17 protein-coding genes are annotated in these 16,971 nt (G+C 62.9%); 5 read left to right on the plus strand and 12 right to left on the minus strand.

Going from position 1 to position 16,971, the window contains the following annotated elements; genetic code table 11:
- Nucleotides 1–80 precede the first annotated feature (80 nt).
- The gene (locus QCE48_RS15545) at nt 81–695 is read left to right on the plus strand and encodes a methyltransferase domain-containing protein (protein ID WP_309784920.1); all 615 of its coding nucleotides are present in this window, start codon (nt 81–83) and stop codon (nt 693–695) included.
- An 81-nt stretch (nt 696–776) separates the two neighbouring features.
- Here QCE48_RS15545 and QCE48_RS15550 read toward each other — a convergent pair whose 3' ends face one another.
- The 4 genes from QCE48_RS15550 to QCE48_RS15565 all read right to left on the minus strand — a co-directional run bounded on the left by QCE48_RS15550 (nt 777) and on the right by QCE48_RS15565 (nt 4,771).
- Complete coding sequence (locus QCE48_RS15550) at nt 777–2,438, minus strand: cation acetate symporter (protein WP_309784921.1); 1,662 nt, start codon at nt 2,436–2,438, stop codon at nt 777–779.
- A complete protein-coding gene (locus tag QCE48_RS15555; RefSeq protein ID WP_309784922.1) occupies nt 2,435–2,740 on the minus strand; it encodes a DUF485 domain-containing protein in 306 nt (101 codons plus the stop codon). The genes QCE48_RS15550 and QCE48_RS15555 overlap by 4 nt, the downstream gene beginning before the upstream one ends.
- A 256-nt stretch (nt 2,741–2,996) precedes the next feature.
- Nucleotides 2,997–3,536, minus strand: a complete 540-nt coding sequence (locus QCE48_RS15560) for a DUF4142 domain-containing protein (RefSeq protein WP_309784923.1) — start codon at nt 3,534–3,536, stop codon at nt 2,997–2,999.
- A gap of 107 nt (nt 3,537–3,643) precedes the next feature.
- A complete protein-coding gene (locus QCE48_RS15565; RefSeq protein WP_309784924.1) occupies nt 3,644–4,771 on the minus strand; it encodes a DarT ssDNA thymidine ADP-ribosyltransferase family protein in 1,128 nt (375 codons plus the stop codon).
- A 243-nt stretch (nt 4,772–5,014) separates the two neighbouring features.
- On the opposite strand from QCE48_RS15565, the gene QCE48_RS15570 reads away from it, so the two are divergent.
- Complete coding sequence (locus tag QCE48_RS15570) at nt 5,015–5,632, plus strand: DJ-1/PfpI family protein (protein ID WP_309784925.1); 618 nt, start codon at nt 5,015–5,017, stop codon at nt 5,630–5,632.
- Between the two features lie 17 nt (nt 5,633–5,649).
- Here QCE48_RS15570 and QCE48_RS15575 read toward each other — a convergent pair whose 3' ends face one another.
- Nucleotides 5,650–5,964 (minus strand): hypothetical protein, encoded by a 315-nt coding sequence (locus QCE48_RS15575; RefSeq protein ID WP_309784926.1) that lies wholly within the window; start codon nt 5,962–5,964, stop codon nt 5,650–5,652.
- A 370-nt stretch (nt 5,965–6,334) separates the two neighbouring features.
- Between QCE48_RS15575 and QCE48_RS15580 the strand changes: the two genes are divergently transcribed.
- Entirely contained in the window at nt 6,335–7,504 is a 1,170-nt protein-coding gene (locus QCE48_RS15580) for a glycosyltransferase family 9 protein (RefSeq protein ID WP_309784927.1), read from the plus strand.
- Between the two features lie 21 nt (nt 7,505–7,525).
- Here the strand turns inward: QCE48_RS15580 and QCE48_RS15585 are convergent, their stop codons facing one another.
- Both QCE48_RS15585 and QCE48_RS15590 read right to left on the minus strand, forming a co-directional pair.
- Nucleotides 7,526–8,425, minus strand: coding sequence for a LysR family transcriptional regulator (locus QCE48_RS15585; RefSeq protein WP_309784928.1), 900 nt, complete (start codon nt 8,423–8,425; stop codon nt 7,526–7,528).
- Nucleotides 8,426–8,487: 62 nt separating this feature from the next.
- Complete coding sequence (locus QCE48_RS15590; RefSeq protein ID WP_309784929.1) at nt 8,488–9,441, minus strand: 2-hydroxyacid dehydrogenase; 954 nt, start codon at nt 9,439–9,441, stop codon at nt 8,488–8,490.
- Between the two features lie 496 nt (nt 9,442–9,937).
- Here QCE48_RS15590 and QCE48_RS15595 point away from each other — a divergent pair, with 496 nt between their 5' ends.
- Nucleotides 9,938–11,335 (plus strand): MFS transporter, encoded by a 1,398-nt coding sequence (locus QCE48_RS15595; RefSeq protein ID WP_309784930.1) that lies wholly within the window; start codon nt 9,938–9,940, stop codon nt 11,333–11,335.
- Nucleotides 11,336–11,341: 6 nt separating this feature from the next.
- On the opposite strand, the gene QCE48_RS15600 is transcribed toward QCE48_RS15595, so the two are convergent.
- Nucleotides 11,342–11,743, minus strand: coding sequence for a hypothetical protein (locus QCE48_RS15600; RefSeq protein WP_309784931.1), 402 nt, complete (start codon nt 11,741–11,743; stop codon nt 11,342–11,344).
- Between the two features lie 297 nt (nt 11,744–12,040).
- Between QCE48_RS15600 and QCE48_RS15605 the strand changes: the two genes are divergently transcribed.
- Complete coding sequence (locus QCE48_RS15605; protein ID WP_309784932.1) at nt 12,041–12,415, plus strand: NUDIX domain-containing protein; 375 nt, start codon at nt 12,041–12,043, stop codon at nt 12,413–12,415.
- A gap of 10 nt (nt 12,416–12,425) precedes the next feature.
- Here QCE48_RS15605 and QCE48_RS15610 read toward each other — a convergent pair whose 3' ends face one another.
- The 4 genes from QCE48_RS15610 to QCE48_RS15625 are packed head-to-tail and all read right to left on the minus strand — an operon-like array spanning nt 12,426 to nt 16,900.
- Entirely contained in the window at nt 12,426–13,301 is an 876-nt protein-coding gene (locus QCE48_RS15610; protein ID WP_309784933.1) for a sugar phosphate isomerase/epimerase family protein, read from the minus strand.
- A complete protein-coding gene (locus QCE48_RS15615; protein ID WP_309784934.1) occupies nt 13,298–14,329 on the minus strand; it encodes an ABC transporter permease in 1,032 nt (343 codons plus the stop codon). Before QCE48_RS15615 ends, QCE48_RS15610 begins: the two co-directional genes overlap by 4 nt.
- A complete protein-coding gene (locus QCE48_RS15620) occupies nt 14,326–15,339 on the minus strand; it encodes an ABC transporter permease (RefSeq protein WP_309784935.1) in 1,014 nt (337 codons plus the stop codon). Before QCE48_RS15620 ends, QCE48_RS15615 begins: the two co-directional genes overlap by 4 nt.
- Nucleotides 15,332–16,900 carry a sugar ABC transporter ATP-binding protein gene (locus QCE48_RS15625; RefSeq protein WP_309784936.1) on the minus strand — a complete coding sequence of 523 codons (1,569 nt, stop codon included), beginning with the start codon at nt 16,898–16,900 and terminating at the stop codon, nt 15,332–15,334. The genes QCE48_RS15620 and QCE48_RS15625 overlap by 8 nt, the downstream gene beginning before the upstream one ends.
- Between the last annotated feature and the right edge of the window lie 71 nt (nt 16,901–16,971).

Below are 16,971 nucleotides of genomic sequence, written 5' to 3' on the forward strand. Positions count from 1 at the left end.
CTTCGATGCGCGAAATTTCTTACGAAGAACAAACGGTCAAATCAGGAAATCCGCTCGCTCGCTTCGCTCATCGAACGCGCATGACCCTGGCGATCGATCTCGTGACCAAGCTGTGTGCGGCGAGCGGCACGGTTGTCGATTTCGGCGCCGGGCCGGGACTCTTTCTGCATACGCTTGGCGAAGCGCGCCACGACGTGACGCTCGTCGGTCACGACCCGTACATGGCGCCGACCTTCCCCGAAGTCAGGTACGCCGAATCGCTCGATTCGGTCGCGGTGCAGAGCGTGGACGTGCTGACCGCGCTGGAGGTCTGCGAGCATCTCTATCCTAACGAACTCGAAGCTTTGCTCGACGACGCCGCGCGCATTCTCAAGCCGGCGGGCGCGCTCGTCATCTCGGTGCCGATCATGTACGGGCTCGCGATCGCGCCGAAGGTGTCGAACTGGATGATCCGCAGCCGATCGTTCAAGTCGGAATACACGCCGGGCGAACTGTTCAAGTCGATGGTCGGCATTCCGGTTTGCCGGCCGCAGAATCCGCGCACGACGCACAAGGGTTTTGATTTTCGCGAGCTGCGGGCGATCGTGAGCGAGCGGTTCGTGATCGACGCGGTGCATCTCAGTCCTGTGCCGCATACGCCGTGGTGGCTTTCGTCGCAGTATTTCATGATCTGCCGGCCGCGCATGAGGTCCTGACCAGTACGCCGCGCAGCGCGGTCACTTTCCTTGCCGCAGGGAAAGTGACCGACCCGACGCCGCCTTAAGCGGGCAAGAACGTCAGTGCCCGGCGGATTCCACCGCGCCGATTCCGGTCTCCGACCGAACCGTTTGCGCTTCGAAACCGGCCTTGTCGATGCGCGCTCTCGCGGACTTGTCCGTGACAGAGAACAACCAGATGCCAAAGAAGCCGGCCGCCATCGAGAACAGCGCAGGCGATGCGTACGGGAAAGGCGCGCTCGCGTAGTGGAACACGTCGACCCACACCGCTTTCGAGAGCAAGGTCAGGACCACGGCGGACAAGAGTCCCAGGAACCCGCCGACGGCGGCCCCTCGCGTCGTGCATCCCTTCCAGAGCACCGACATGAAGAGCACCGGAAAATTCGCCGACGCGGCCACCGCAAATGCAAGCGACACCATGAAGGCGATGTTCTGCTTCTCGAACACGATGCCGAGTACCACCGCCACGATGCCGAGCACGACCGTCGTCATGCGCGAGACGCGCAGTTCGCTTGCGCTCGATGCCTTGCCTTCCTTGAAGACGGTCGCATAGAGATCATGCGACACGGCCGATGCGCCCGCGAGCGTGAGCCCGGCCACCACCGCGAGGATCGTCGCGAATGCCACGGCCGAAATGAAGCCGAGGAACACGTTGCCGCCCACGGCGCTCGCGAGATGCACGGCCGCCATGTTCGCGCCGCCCAGCAACTTGCCGCCGCTATCCTTGAAAACCGGATTCGTGCCGACCAGCACGATCGCCCCGAAGCCGATGATGAAGGTCAGGATATAGAAATAGCCGATCCACGTCGTCGCCCAGAACACCGACTTACGCGCTTCCTTGGCATTCGGCACGGTGAAGAAGCGCATCAGGATGTGCGGCAGGCCGGCGGTGCCGAACATCAGCGCGATGCCGAACGAGATCGCCGAAATGGGGTCCTTGATGAAATTGCCGGGCGACATGATCGAGTCTTTCTTCTCGTGCACCTCGACGGCCTTCGCGAACAACGCTTCGGGACTGAAGCCGAACTGCGCGAGCACCATGAACGCCATGAACGAGGCGCCCGCGAGCAGCAAGCAGGCCTTGATGATCTGCACCCAGGTCGTCGCGGTCATGCCGCCGAAGAGGACGTACACCATCATCAGCGCGCCCACGATCACTACAGCGATCCAGTATTCCAACCCGAAGAGCAGCTTGATGAGCTGACCGGCACCGACCATCTGCGCGATCAGATAGAAGGCGACCACCACCAGCGTGCCCGAAGCGGCGAACGCGCGGATGGGCGCTTGCTTGAAGCGGTATGCGGCGACGTCGGCAAAGGTGAAACGGCCGAGGTTGCGCAGCCGCTCGGCCATCAGGAACGTGATGATGGGCCAGCCGACGAGAAAGCCGATGGAGTAGATGAGGCCGTCGTAGCCGTTTGCGTAGACGGCGGCGGAGATGCCGAGGAAGGACGCCGCCGACATGAAGTCGCCGGCAATGGCGAGGCCGTTCTGAAAGCCCGTGATGCCCCCGCCGCCGGTGTAGAACGCGGCAGCCGATTTGGTCTTCTTTGCCGCCCACTTGGTGATGAACAGCGTCGCGATGACGAATACGATAAACATGCCGATGGCGGTCCAGTTTGTCGCTTGCCGGACGGTCTGGCCGAGATCGCCACCGGCTGCGAAGACCGTTTCCGATAGCGCGAGGAGGCTCGCCGCTGTGAAGATGCGTTTGGAATTCATGCGACCTCCTGCTTGATCTGCTCGGTGAGTTCGTCGTAGGTCCGGTTGGCATGACGCACATACAGACCGGTAATCACCACGGTGAAGAGGATAACGAACAAACCGATCGGAATGCCAAGCGTCATGACGCCGTGGCCGGTACGCGTAGCGAGAAATTCCTTGTTGAACGCGATCAGCAGCACGTATCCGTAGTAGACAATGAGGACCGCCGCGGTCAGCGTCCATCCGAGTCGCGAGCGGTCCCTGACCAGTTTCGAATACTGGCGGACCTGCTTGATTCTGCGCACTTCGTCGTCGATCATCCTTGTCTCCTATCATTCTCACGCGATGTCCATACGTCGCTCGACGATGGCCGGGATCCATCCTCGCGCGGGGCATGATGATGAACTCCCGCACCAGAATTCTCACCCTCAGCTTATGGGGCTGCGCTTACCTGTTTCTTACGGAGACCATCGAATTGTTGCGGGGTATACGCGGAGTGCGAACGGTCGATCTTCTGGGCGCGATGTGCGCGGTCGAACGTTTCAGTACGAACGTACTAAGGGATGCTTGATGAGCCTATCGACCGATTTCCGGAGAGCCGATGGCGTACTTCAATCGCCGCGCCTGGTCGAGGTGAAAAATGAAGGACGGCCGGGCCCGGACCAGAAGCATCTTGAGATCGGCGCTGGTCGTCGTCCGGATGAAGGCGTCGGTGGCATTGACCAGCCTGCCGAGCGAGTCGACTTCGCGATCGAGGTACGCTGCGTCGAAGCCACGTGCGTCGACTGCGTTGAGTCTCGGGAGGTCGTCATTGCTGTCTTGGGTGAGCGCGTCGCTCGTGGCACTTCGTTGCAGGCTGGCCGCGAGCCTCTGCGTCAGTGCGACGATCTCCTGATTGACCTGCCCGTGCTCGGCGACGATCCGGCTTGCGAACGCCTGCACGCTCCTCGAGCGGGTTCTGCGCAACGCCGCCTCGCCCGCTGTGATTTCCCCCTGATTCGCCACGAAGACGACGCCCGCGATCTGTGCATCGGACAGACGTTCCGCCTGTGCAGACGCATGGCTCGTCCCTATGAGAAGAAAGAGCAGCACAGTGGCAGTGCGTTTGACGTTCATCCTCGACTCCGTGTCGGGCCGCTCTTGCGCATGATGAGCCGATGCGGCGTCAGTCGTGTTTGAGGCTTTACAATTTACCCCAGAACCGGTCCTGATTATCTTTCCGGTCAGTGGCTCCATTTGCGCGCGTAGCCGCGCGAAGCAAACGGACCGGTATTCCGGTCGAAAACCGCGCATCGCCGGTCGCCGACTAAATGAGCGCAAGCGGCCTGAACTTCCGCGCTATCGAAGGCAATCCCCTCGATGAACCGAGGCTCGATGGTATCGAAAACGAGCACTTCCGCCTGTGGGTCCGTTGGATCGAAATCCGTCAGCTTCTGCTCTTGCCGCGTCGGGAGATCGGCGACCGGATCGAACATGCTGCGAAACGCGCTCGCGTTCATGAGGCTTCGAAGCGGAAGTTCGCGGACTCGATGGTCGGACGCGTTGCGCTGACAGAATCCACAGCTTTTCATCCAGAGGATCGCGGGATCGATGAGCAGGACCACCCACTCTTCTTCGGGATCTCTCTGCCGATAGCTGTAGAACATTTTATGGTTCGGAAACGCAATCGAAACGGAGATCGCGTCAGGGCGGCCATCCAGACGGAGCGCGTCGTTGACGCGCAGCCTGACGCCCGCAGCCTGCGCTTTCTCGATCGATCGCAATCCATGCTTGAGGATGGACTCGAGATTACATGCGCGCGTGAAATGCGCAAGCAGCGGCACCTGCAGGCCGATCGCCGTTTCCTCGATCTCGCGCCGCCCATCGCCGCGTGGCGATGGGTCTGCCTGCGTGAAAGCACGATCCGCGAGATTCGTGGGTAAAGGATGAATCAACGTCTGGACGGCGGGCGAATCGAACCTCAGATCGATACGCGAGGGCACATAGGGAGGCGGCTGTTCCAGCGCAGCATTCGCGCGCTCCTCGATCACCGGCGCCCCATTCGACACCAACGATTCCCCATAGATGCGCTGCGACGGCCCGAATCGAGCGGACGCTGCATCGGCCCGCGCTTTGACATCGGCATCGCGCGATTTGGATGCTCCCTTCTCCGCGGTGGATTCGCGCGGTTTGATCAGGGCGAATGTCATCCAGATCACGAACAACTGGAGGATGATCAGAGGCGGCCAGAACAGATTCACTACCGTCAGAACGGTCCAGATCAGGCAAGCCGCCTGCAACCGCTTCGGCGCCAGAATTCGAGTCAGGATCAACGTCCCGATGATAGTCAGCTGGTACAGCAATATCGGCACGTTTCACTCCGAAGGTGCGATCGTTTTTGTTCTGGAGCCTTTCCGAGTATTCAGGCCGCCCGCGCATGACACGCCGCGAGCGATCCACATGTCGTTAACGGCGGCGCACGAGATTTCTTGATGGCGTTTTCGAGGCGACATGCTCCTCATTCGAAGCTGTATCCATGACAATTATTTGATTGTCCTGGTCTCCGCAAATACCATATCTTCAACGACCACTCGACACGCACCGGACACACCATCATGCACATCGCCATTCTGACCTTCGAAGGCTTCAACGAACTCGATTCGTTCATCGCGCTCGGCATCCTCAACCGCATCAGGAAGCCGGGCTGGCGCGTGTCGATCGCGACGCCGCAGACACGCGTCAAGTCGATGAACGGCGTGGTGATCGAAGGACACATATCGCTGCGTGAGGCCAATGCGGCGGACGCGGTCATCGTGGGCAGCGGGATGCTGACGCGCGAGGTCGTCGCCGATCAAGCGCTAATGGCGCAGATGCAGTTCGATCCGGCGCGTCAACTGCTGGGCGCGCAGTGCTCGGGCACGCTCGTGCTGGCGAAGCTGGGGCTGCTCGGCGGCGTGCCCGCATGCACCGACCTGACGACGAAACCGTGGGTCGAGGAAGCAGGCGTCGCCGTGCTGAACCAGCCGTTCGTAGCGAGGGATAACGTCGCGACCGCCGGAGGCTGCCTTGCGTCGCAGTACCTTGCGGCATGGATCATCGCGCGCTTCGAGGGCGTCGAGGCGGCCGCGAACGCCCTGCACTACGTGGCGCCCGTCGCCGAGAAGGAAGACTATGTGTCGCGCGCGATGCGCAATATCGCGCCGTATTTGCAGCAAGCGTCCGCGTCGATCTGAGACAGATCGACCGCCGTTCAGCCCCCGCGATACATCGCGTCGATGCTGTCGCTCGGGGCGCGTCGGCCGGATTGCGAACGGCCCGCTTCGTCGCCGCCGACGCCACCGCTCATCCCGTCGACCGCGCTGCCCTGGCCTTCCTTCATGGCCTTCGCATGCGCGGTCCGGGCGTGGTGCGTTACGGGCAGTCCGGTGCATCCGCGACTCGGGGAAGCCGGAGCGTGACTGCCGGCAAAGCAGGGAACCGCCATCGATGCGGCACTTACGACTAACAACACGGCGACGGATTTCGCTTTCATGACGACTCCAATAAGCTTGTCGAAGATTCGCATGCGCCAGGATCCGATCCATTGCGCAGCGCCCGTCACTATCAATGCAGAGGCTGTGCCAATCTGCGGCCTCCTCCCTTCGACATGAGCCTAACTGGTTGAAAACAAACAATATCACCGCCGGCCCGAACGACATTCCCGCCGACGCCAGCGACCCAGCCTGTCGGCGCGCGGACAACGCTTTTCGACCCCGCTGTATGCGCTGACCCGACACGATCGAATGGCGGAATTCGACTAAACGACGTCCGGACTTCTGTAAGGCCGGCCACAGAACGCAGGCCCGCTCTTATGCACAATCCAGGCGATAGGCCGGCCTTGCCCGGCGCATCGATGCCACTCGACGGCTCAAAGCCAAAGCGAATCTGGAGAAGCAATGGGTTGGAAAAGCCTGCTGACGGAAATGCCGGTCTGGATGATCGGCCGGTTCTATCCTCCACGACACGACCCGCATCGCGACACGCCGCGCGAAATCCTCGTGCTGCGTCCGAACGATTTCGGCGAGTTGCTCACCACCACGCCGATCTTCGAGGCGTTGCGCAAGCGCTTTCCGAAGACGCGCCTCATTGCCGGCGTGGGCAGTTGGGGACGTCCGATCCTGGAGAACAATCCATTCATCGATGAGATCGTCGACATCGACGCGCCCTGGAACAACAAGCTCGTCGAAGATCGCTCGCCTGGCAATGTACTGCGCTTCCTGCGCAAGTCGCCGCAGGTCGCGGCGCTGCGCGCGCGAGGCGGTTTCGACGTCGGCATCGACGTGCTCGGCAGCTACATGGGCGCCTTGCTGATGATGCGTCTGGGCGTGCGATATCGCATCGGCGTGCGCGGCTATCGCGGCGGCCATAGCGCATGCCACGAGTACATCGACTTCGCGCGACGGCAATCCGGGCGCGCGGCGCTCGCGCAGGCCGAATTGCTGGGCGCGACCGCGCTGCCGGACGCGCGTCCGCAACTCTTCCTGACCAGGAAAGAACGCGCCCGCGCAGCGAAAATATGGAAGGCCGCCGTGCCGGGTCAGCGTACCGTGCGCCTGCTCGTCGGCATCGGGGCCGGCGTGCCGACCAAGGTATGGGACCCGCGTCAGGTCGGCGCCGCGCTCGCGCAAATCGCGCGGACGCTCGAAAGCACGGGCGATGCGTGCGACATCGTGATCGTCGGCAGCGAGGCCGATAAGGCGCGCGCCGCCGAAGCGATCGCCGCAGCGGGCCCGGGCGTGCCCGTTCGCTCGGTGGCGGGCGCGGTGCCGATGCGGATCGTTTTCGCCCTTGCCGAAGCGGCCACCGCTGTGCTGACGAACTCCTCGATGCTGATGCACGTCGCCGCCGCGTTCCGCCGGCCGACCGTCGCGGTGATCGGCGGCAGCATCACGCGGCCGACGGTTCACGATGCGATCTGGGGTTATCCGGCGCACTATCGCAGCGTGTCGCCGGACCATTACGTCGCGGACCAGCACGCAAGGAACTGGCCGAGCGTCGAACGAGTCGTGCAGTCCGTGCTGGAGTCGCTTGGCACGCAGCGAACGCGCGTCGGCGCCGAGGTGTGACGGCGCGGCGAAGATGCGGCGTCAGGCCCGCGCCTTCGCCGCGAAATGGTCCGCCGCCATGAGCCTGAAGGCCGTGACCGCGGGATTGTCCTGGTCGGTGCGCCACGCCATGCTCATTTCGGCCTGCGTCGAATTGTCGGCGATCGACCGGAACTCGACGTTGTCGTAGTGGAATCGTTGAGCCGAGGCCGGCAGGATCCCAAGGCCGAGTCCGGCACGAATCAGCGAGAGGATGGTCGGCGTCTGGTCGATGTATTGCGCGACGTTCAGATTTACGCCTTCGTTCGTGAGCATGCCCATGATCCGGTCATGGAAGTACTTTCCATGCGTAGGGGAATGCATGATGAACGGCTGACCGTCGAGTTGCTTGAGTTCGATCTGCTCATAACGGCACAACGCGTGGCCCTTGGGAAGCGCGATGATCAAAGGCTCTTCATCGACCAGCAGAAACTCCAGGTTCTGTCTTGAAGGCAAAGGCCTGAGAAAGCCCAGATCGATCGCGTTCGCGGAGAAGGCTTCGATCTGGGACACGGAGATCAGTTCGAGCAGCACGACGTCGATATCGGGCAGCGCGCTGCCGGCCGCCACCAGCAACTCGGGAATCAGTTCATAACCGGCCGCGCCCGTGAACCCGATACGCACGCGCCCCGTCTTCCCCTTGCTCGCGCGCCGGACCGTGCTTTCGGCCTGCTCGGCCAGGCTGAGCAGACGCGTCGCGTCCGCGAGGAACACCCGTCCTTCCGTCGTCAGCCTGACCGTGCGGCCGATGCGCTCGAAGAGCTTCACGCCCAGATTGTCTTCGAGCAAATGAATCTGTCTGCTGAGCGGCGGCTGAGTCATGTTCAGAAGCGCCGCAGCGCGTCTGAAGTTCGATTCGGTCGCGGCAGCAACGAAGCAACGCACTTGTCCAAGATCAAGCATTCTCAGTCGACAGGAAGGTCATGGTCGACGGACATTATAGGGCGAAGGCTTCGCGCCTCGACTCACGTCGTCAGGCTGCCCTCGGGCCGCTCGCCCGCCAGGGCCTGAGCCAGACTGGCAAGCACCATCTCGCCCATCGCGGTGCGCGACTCCACCGTGGCGCTCGCACGATGCGCCTGCAGCACCACGCGATCCATGCCGAACAGCGCCGACGGCACATTCGGTTCGTCGACGAATACATCGAGGCCCGCGCCCGCAATGACGCCGTTCGTCAGCGCTTCGACCAGATCTTCTTCGACGACCAGCTTCCCGCGCGCGATGTTCACGAGATAGCCGTCTTTGCCCAACGCGTCGAACACGGCGGCGTTCACGATGCCGTGCGCCTTGTCCGCCGCGGCGGACAACACGAGAAAGTCGCAGCCGCGAGCGAGCGACAGGAGATCGGGAACGAACTGATGGGGCACGTCCTCCATACGGCGCAAGTCGGTGTAGGACACCGGACAGTTGAACGCAGACACACGCTGCGCTATCGCCCGGCCGACCTTGCCCATGCCCACGATACCGACCCGCTTGCCGCTCAGGCGCCGGGACAAAGGCAGCGCGCCCGGATGCGGATTCTCGACCCAGCTTCCCGTCTTCACGAATTCGTTGCCCGCGCAGATCTCCCGGCAGACGGCCAGCATCAGTCCGATGGCGAGGTCGGCGACGTCTTCGGTCAGCGCGCCGAACGTGCCCGTGACGGGAAGACCGCGCTCACGTGCAAAGCCGAGATCGACGGCATCGGTTCCAACGCCGTTCACCGCGATGACCTTCAAAGCCGGAAGCCGTTCGATGAGCGCGTTTGAAATACCCGTGTGTCCGCCGGTTATCACGCCCTGGATCGAAGCGCCGTGTTCTTGGATATAAGCGTCCTTGTCGTCCTGTTCGAAGAGGCGATGCACGGTATAAAGCTCGCGCAGTTTATCGTTGATGGCCGGAACGAGGATGGGATTCAGTTGCAAGATGCTCGGTTTCAATTGAGGCACTCCGTGAGATTGAAATGTGGCCGGATGATCGTCCTTTTCCGCAGGCGCGTCCAATCCCAAAACGCTATCAGTTGATCCACGAATCGGCGTGTCGTATCGATTCAATCCGAGCATCACGTAATAGCAATAAAAGATTAGACGGCCTATTTCCGAATCGCCACAATTCGAAGCGTCGGAAAGCGCATTGGAACGGTCGTTGCGCGACCTTCGAAATATGCTTTCCAATCGAAAAATAATAAAAAGCCCTAATAGCCCAAATCCGGAGACAACAGCGTGAATTCGATCCGCATCACATTCCCTTTCCGCATCAATGCCCGTTCGCTCGGGACATCGCCAGACGTCGAGCCCCGCCGGATACGCGCCGTCTAGATTCAGCGCAACTCATCGAGGCTGCACGACTTCGCGCAGCCGGCTTGCTCGCATGACGAAGACGGCATCCGCGCTCGCGACAGTGGTCGCCGACGCCGGACAATCGGGAGGAATTCAAATGAATAACGCTGATAGCGTGGCGATTTCCGCGAAAGCGGAGCCCATGACGGAGAAACGCACCCGCCATCGCTGGGTCGTGATGGGGCTCATCTTTTGCATCTGGGCGATCGCCTGCGCCGACCGCGCGAACTTCGGCATCGCGTTGCCGTACCTGAGGAAGGAATATGGCATCACCAATACCGAGGCCGGATTGATCGTCAGTCTGTTCTCGTTCGCGTATGGCTTCGTGCAGATTCCCGTCGGTCTCATCTACAAGCGGCTTAGCGAAAAGACGACCGGCTTCCTGTTCTCGATCTTCATGATCCTCACCTCGATCTTCACGGGACTGATGGGCACGACGTCGTCCGTGTTTCTGCTGCAGGCGTACCGTGTCGGACTGGGATTGTCGGAAGGACCGCTCGGGATCGGCTGCACGAACGTGATCAACCGGTGGTTTCCCACGAAGGAAAAAGGCACGGCGACCGGTCTGTGGATCGCCGCGTCGAAGCTGGGTCCGCTCATCGTGCCTTCGGTCTGCATCGTCGTGATCCAGCTGTGGGGATGGCGCGAAATCTTCTATGTGTTCGCGATCCCGGGCATCCTGTTCGCGATCGTATGGATGGTGCTGGTGACGAATTCGCCCGGCGAGAACCGCTTTTGCTCGCCTGCCGAGCGCCGCTACATTCTCGACGAAACGCCCGCGAACGACACCGACACGAAATCGGCACGCGCCGTGCGCGCAACGCCCATGCCCTATCTCGACGCGATCAACCGCACGAAGCAGGTTCCGCAACTCGAGACGATTCGCCAGGTCTTTCGCTCGTGGAATATTTTCGGGGTCGCGATCGGGTATGGCTGCATGATCGGCATCAGCAATATCTTCATGTCCTGGATTCCGACCTATCTCGTCACGGTCAAGGGGTTTGCTTCCGTGAAGATGGGCTTTCTCGCGTCAGCGCCGTTCATCGGCGCCGTGGCCGGCAACATGCTCGGCGGCGTGATCTCCGACCGTCTGCTCGGCGGCCGGCGCAAGCCGATGATGATGCTCGGCGCACTCGGCACCGTCATCATGATGGTGCTGCTAATCGACGCGCCCGATAGCGTCGCCTATCTCGGAGTGACGCTGGTCGCGTCGGGACTCATGCTGGGTATCGGCTTCGCGGGTTACTCGGCCTATCCGATGGGCCTCGCCACCAAATCGACGTATCCGACTGCATTCGGCATCGTCAACTGCGTCGGTCAGATCGGCGGCGCGTGTGCTCCGCTCGCGGTCGGCATCCTGCTGGACCGCTATAGCTGGACGAGCGTGTTCCTGTATATGGTCGGGACGGCCACGCTCTGTCTGCTGTTGCTTCTGACCGTTGCCGAACCGCTCGCCGTTCAGGCGGACGGCACCAAAGCGCGCAAGCGCGGCTAAGGCGCACTACCCGACAATCCGCGCCCATGCTGCCCGAAGACGGCGGGCGCGGTCTTCGAAGAGATACGAGCCAGCGAGCGTTAGCAGACCCGAAATCACGCCCGTGACGACCGCCTCTGCATACGGCATGCCGTAGTGATTGACGTGCGAATAGGCATCGCCCAGCATGGTGAGCGTGCCGACCACGAGCGCATTGCCGTACCGGTGGCCGTAGAGTTTCGACGCCGGCGTGAACGTGAGGAGCACGGCCAGAATTCCCGTGAAGAGACCGGTCTGCAGTGCAATCGTCCAGTGCGCCAGGCTCAGGACATTGCTCCAGCTTCCCGGCATGCAGGTCATACATGCGCTGGTCGGTTGCCAGAAGCGCTGGACGAACAGCCTGACGCGGCGTTTCCAATCGCTCGACATCGTGTCTTCCCCATCATGCGTGTGTCATCGCCCACGCGTCTTCCATTATGGATCGCGAAGCCGCGCGCTGGACGCCAAAGCACAGGCGGCGTGCGCCAGTTCGACACAGCGAAGCGGCAGGGATATTTCTAATTCTCGCGCTCTTCGAACCGTGCGATAACCGTTCGAGCGTCGTCGAACTGAAAGCCGGTGGCAGATGAGCTATCGTCGGCGTCGCAGTCCTCGCGAATGTCCATGTACGCTTGCGAAGGAGCCCCGCGCGGAACGTGGCCGCGCGGAAATCTACAGAACAAAACAATGAGAATCCGAGCAACAGGGCTGGTGATCCGCCAAAGCGCGGTCTTGATGGTCAGAGAATACACGGGGATGTGGCTGCTACCGGGCGGCTCCGTCGCACACGACGAGTTGCCCATCGTCGCCGCGATCCGCGAGTTGTATGACGAAACCGGCGTCGAGGCGCGGGCGGCCGCGTTCCTCTTCGAACACGTCTCGGCGCATCATGTGCATCACGTGTATCGCATGGTCATCGCGGACCATGCGCGTGTGCGCTCGGGCGCGGAGGTCGAGTCGGTGCAATGGGTCGATCATCGCGAAGTGTCCGACTGGCGCACGACGCCCGGCACGCGCGCCATCGTGGCGCGCGCGTTTTCGAGGTCGCCCGCGCTGGGTTAGCGCAACGCGTCTAGTGATGGGCTCTCGCCTTCGCTGCCGCGTTGATCCCGCCCGCGATGAACGTGCGTGCATGGGTCGCCAGATCCATGCTGTCGTCCCACAGGTTGCGCCATATCGCGAGCGCGTTGGATAGCTGTTCGTTCACGACGGTCGACGAAAAACTCTCGAACGTGACCACGCCCTGATAGTCGATCATCGCGAGCGCGTGGAAGAACTGCGCGAAATCGATCGTCCCGGAGCCGAGATAACCCCGATTGCTTTCGCCGATGTGAACGTAGCCAAGGCGCTTGCCGCACGCGAGCACCGGCTGCATGAAGTCCGACTCCTCGATGTTCATGTGATACGTGTCGAGATGCACGACGACGTTAGGCGCGCCGACGTCGTCGAGCATGGCGAGCGCCTGCGATGCCGTGTTCAGCAGATTGCTTTCGTAGCGGTTCACCACTTCGAGCCCGAGCGTGATGTTCTTCTTCAGCGCGAAGTCGGCGATACGCTTGAGCGAATCAACCGCATTGCGACGGCCCTGCGCGGTGAGCGGCTGTCCGTACTTCGCCATCGCGCCGTACAGGATGCCGCCAAAGTAATTGCCGCCGAGTTCCGCAGTGATGCCGATGCCCTCTTCGAGCAGCGCGAGTCCGCGCGCGACGGTTGCCGGATCGTCGCTCGACACGTCGGCGTCGAGCGTCAGACCGCGCGAGCAGCCGATCTGAAGACCGTATTCCTGGAGCAGACCGCGGGTCATCGCAAGGTCCATGACCTTCGGCCCGTGCAGCGACAGTTCGACGAGGTCGAAGCCGGCCTCTTTGGTCTGGCTGATGACCTTGCGCGTCGACTCCGGCGTCAGATCGCCGGCCCATACCAAAGCGTGAACACCCAGCGTATTCATTGTGCGACTCCTCCCGAAGCGGTCACGCGTCTGCGGACCAAGGACTGAAAAAAGCCGTTCGCCCACGCCCAGCGGATGAGCATCACGGCAAGCAAGAACACGCCCCACAAGGCCGTGGCGAGGTGCTGGTTGGCGCCGAGCAGATTCAGCCCTGACGCGATCACTTGCAGGATCACGAGCGCGATCACGACCGGCACGACGCGCCCGAAGCCGCCGAACGGATCGACGCGGCCGAGGAAACAGGCGAGGACGGCAATCAGCAGGAACGCCTCGCCGTGACCGACGCGCACCGAGTTGAAGCGCGCGGCCATCACGACGCCGGCGACGCCGCACATCAGGCCGGACAGCATGTAGATCCGCGTGACGGCGCGCGTCGTGGCGATCCCCGAATAGCGCGTGGCCTCCAGGTTCGAGCCGATCATGCGCGTGGCAAAGCCGAGTCGCGAACGCGTCATCACGACGTGCCAGAGCGCCGCGCATCCGGCGAAGATCCAGAGCGGGATCGGCACGCCGAACAACAGGCCGTTGCCCATCTCGCGCACGAAAGGCGGGAAGCCGGAAATGTCGCCGCCGTGGGTCAGGAATTCGCCCAGCCCGCGCAGGAAAATCATCATCGAGAGCGAGACGAGGATCGGACTTGCGCCCGTGCGCGCGATGATCGCGCCCATCAGCCAGCCGGCGGCGGCGCCCGTGGCGAGCGCTGCGGCAATCCCGAGCGCGATGGCGCCCGCGCCCGCGTCGGCGCCGCCTTGCGAGTGCAGCACCCACGCCATCGCCAGCCCGGCGATATTGGCGGTGAACGTCACCGCGAGATTGAAGCCGCCCGAGATCAGCGGCATCAGCATCGCGAGCGTGAAGAGTCCCAGTTCCGGCAACTGGAAAGCTACCGAGACGAACGTGCTGGTGGAGAAAAAGCGCTCGGAGGCGAAGCTCATGACCGCGATCACGAAGGCGAGAAACCCAAGCAGGCCGACGACATCGGGAGGCACGAGCGGCACGCCCGAGCGTTGTGACGACAGGAGTTTCATGATCTGGCCTCTGCGCGTGGCGAAGTGAATCGCGATCCGACGAGCTTCGCAAAGCCGCCGCTCGACATCGTGATGGCAATCAGGATGATCGCGCCGATGATCATCTTGAACGCGTAAGGCGAGATGCCGAGCAGGTTCAGCCCGTTCGCGGTGATGGCGGTCAGCAGGATGCCGAGGATGGCGCCGAGGATCGTGCCGCGTCCGCCGCCGAGCCGCGCCCCGCCGAGCACCACGGCGGCGAGCACATCGAGTTCGCGGCCATAGAGCGCATTGGGCACGACTTCCTGAACGTAGTGCGCCTGCATGAGCCCGGCGATGCCGGCCATCATCCCCAGCCAGCCGAACGCGACATAGTGCATCGTGCCGATGTTGATCCCGACGCGTCGCGCCGCGTCCGGGTTGTCGCCCATCGCGTAGAGCTGCCGCCCCGTGGTCGTGCGGCGCAGCAGGAACCAGGTGGCCGCCACCATGACGACCATCACCGCGACGGGCAGCGCGAGATCCGCGACGCCGCTCGACGTCTTCAGCTGGATCAGCGAAACGCGATGCGTCCACCAGTCCGGCAAATCGTAGATCGAGACGCCGCCCGTCAGGAACATCAGGCCGCCGAAGAACACGTTGAAGGTCGCAATCGTCACGACGATCGAGACAATGCGGAACCGGTAGATGATCGTGGCGTTGACGGCGCCCAGCAGGAAGCCGAATGCGGCCGCCGCGAGAAAGCCGATCGCCCAGTTGCCGCCGCCGAGCTGGATGACCGTCAGCGCGGTCAGGTACTGAACCACGGACGCGCCCACGGCGAACGAGATGTCGATGCCGCCCGCGATCAGCACGACGAGCAGCCCCGCGGCGAAGATGATGTTGACCGAACTCTGGTTGAGCAGATCGAACAGGTTCGGCAGCGTGAGGAAGGTCGTGGTCGAGATGCTCAGACCGACGACCATCGCCGCGATGAGCAGGATCAGGAGCGCCTCGATCGAGCCGATGCCCCATTTGCGCAGATCAGGCATGGACGTCTCCTTCGATCCGGTCCATCGTGGTCGCGCCCGGCAGATACTCCGCCACGATGCGGCCGTTGCGCATGTGCAGGATGCGGTCCGCGTTGAAGTAGACCTCGGGAATCTCGTCCGAGATCAGCAGGATCGCCATGCCCTGTGCCGCCAGCTGATGGATGATCGCGAAGATGCCGGCGCGAGCGCCCACGTCGACGCCGACGGTCGGTGAATCGAGAATCAGCAGCTTCGGATTGGTCGCGAGCCACTTGGCAAGCACGATGCGCTGCTGGTTGCCGCCCGAGAGCGTCGACACCGCATCCTCCGGTTTGCCGATCTTGACGGCCAGCTTCCTGATCCAGTCGTCGATCAGCGCGCCGCGCCGCGCCGGGTCGATCAGACGCGCCGGGCCGAGCAGGTTGTCGAGCACCGCGGCCACCGTATTGTCGCCGATCGACTGAGGTTGTACGAGGCCGAGCGAAAGCCGGTCTTCCGACACATACGCAATGCCCGCGCGGATCGCCTGTTTATTGGAGCGCAGCGACAACGTCTCGCCGTTGAGCCGGATCGAACCGGAATTCGCCGGCGACATGCCGAAGAGCGTCAGCGCGAGTTCCGTTCGACCCGCGCCGAGCCGGCCTGTGAGGCCGAGGATTTCCCCTTTCCTGATGGAGAGCGACACCCCGTCGTATTCGCTCCGACGCGTCAGGCCTTCGACCTGCAGCACGACCGGCGCGCCGGAGAGATCCGTGCTGCGCACCGCGTAGTCGAACGTGCGCCCGGTCATCAGTTCGGTGAGCCGGGTTTGCGTCATGCCGGCGGTCGGGAACGTGCCGACGTATTGTCCGTCGCGCAGCACGGTCACGCGCGTGCAGACGTCGAGCACTTCGGCAAGGCGGTGACTTACGAACACGACCGCGATTCCGTCCGCCGACAGACGCCGGACGATCGCAAGCAGCGCCTCGGTCTCCGCGTGCGACAGCGAGGCGGTCGGCTCGTCCATGAACACGAGCCGCGCGTCCGCGACGAGCGCCCGCGCGATCGCGACCGTCTGCCGCTGCGCGATCGACAGCGTGCGCACCGAGCGGTCGAGGTCGATCGCGACGCCCAGCCGCGCCAGGATACGGCGCGCCGCGTCCTTCATCTGCCGGTAGTTCACGAGGCGCGGGCGCGGTCCGAGGTTCTGCTCGAATGCGATGTTTTCCGCGACGGTCATCTCGGGAAACAGCGCGAGGTCCTGCCAGATCACCTGAATGCCGAGGTCGCGCGCCTTCGCCGGATTCAGCCCTTCGATGGACTGGCCGTCCATCAGCATCACGGCCCCGGCTTCCGGCTGATAGACGCCGCTGATCACCTTGATCAACGTGCTCTTGCCGCAGCCGTTTTCGCCCGCGAGGCAGACCACTTCGCCCGGCATGATGTCGAACTTCACGGACTGCAGCGCTTTCACGCCGCCGAATATCTTGGAGATGTTGTCGAGCTTGAGCAGTTCGGTGCGGCCGGCGTCGACGGGAGTCGCCGCACCGTCCGCCCGATCCGGCTGCACCGCGTGGTGATCCGGGGAAGCTGCTGTCGTCATGGGAACGCTCCTGATCCGAGCACGCTCAAGCCGTCGTGCGGCTCTTTCACGCATGCCGCGAAGACGCTGCG

The sequence above is a fragment of the Caballeronia sp. LZ024 genome, from assembly GCF_031451455.1.
GTDB lineage: Bacteria > Pseudomonadota > Gammaproteobacteria > Burkholderiales > Burkholderiaceae > Caballeronia > Caballeronia telluris.

Bases quoted from the DNA above. Each gene is read 5' to 3' on its own strand.
- QCE48_RS15595 (WP_309784930.1), top strand. From the start codon at position 9,938: ATGAATAACGCTGATAGCGTGGCGATTTCCGCGAAAGCGGAGCCCATG.
- QCE48_RS15625 (WP_309784936.1), bottom strand. From the start codon at position 16,900: ATGACGACAGCAGCTTCCCCGGATCACCACGCGGTGCAGCCGGATCGG.
- QCE48_RS15620 (WP_309784935.1), bottom strand. From the start codon at position 15,339: ATGCCTGATCTGCGCAAATGGGGCATCGGCTCGATCGAGGCGCTCCTG.
- QCE48_RS15545 (WP_309784920.1), top strand. From the start codon at position 81: ATGACCCTGGCGATCGATCTCGTGACCAAGCTGTGTGCGGCGAGCGGC.
- QCE48_RS15610 (WP_309784933.1), bottom strand. From the start codon at position 13,301: ATGAATACGCTGGGTGTTCACGCTTTGGTATGGGCCGGCGATCTGACG.
- QCE48_RS15575 (WP_309784926.1), bottom strand. From the start codon at position 5,964: ATGCGAATCTTCGACAAGCTTATTGGAGTCGTCATGAAAGCGAAATCC.
- QCE48_RS15550 (WP_309784921.1), bottom strand. From the start codon at position 2,438: ATGAATTCCAAACGCATCTTCACAGCGGCGAGCCTCCTCGCGCTATCG.
- QCE48_RS15555 (WP_309784922.1), bottom strand. From the start codon at position 2,740: ATGATCGACGACGAAGTGCGCAGAATCAAGCAGGTCCGCCAGTATTCG.
- QCE48_RS15585 (WP_309784928.1), bottom strand. From the start codon at position 8,425: ATGCTTGATCTTGGACAAGTGCGTTGCTTCGTTGCTGCCGCGACCGAA.
- QCE48_RS15570 (WP_309784925.1), top strand. From the start codon at position 5,015: ATGCACATCGCCATTCTGACCTTCGAAGGCTTCAACGAACTCGATTCG.
- QCE48_RS15580 (WP_309784927.1), top strand. From the start codon at position 6,335: ATGGGTTGGAAAAGCCTGCTGACGGAAATGCCGGTCTGGATGATCGGC.
- QCE48_RS15560 (WP_309784923.1), bottom strand. From the start codon at position 3,536: ATGAACGTCAAACGCACTGCCACTGTGCTGCTCTTTCTTCTCATAGGG.
- QCE48_RS15600 (WP_309784931.1), bottom strand. From the start codon at position 11,743: ATGTCGAGCGATTGGAAACGCCGCGTCAGGCTGTTCGTCCAGCGCTTC.
- QCE48_RS15615 (WP_309784934.1), bottom strand. From the start codon at position 14,329: ATGAAACTCCTGTCGTCACAACGCTCGGGCGTGCCGCTCGTGCCTCCC.
- QCE48_RS15605 (WP_309784932.1), top strand. From the start codon at position 12,041: ATGAGAATCCGAGCAACAGGGCTGGTGATCCGCCAAAGCGCGGTCTTG.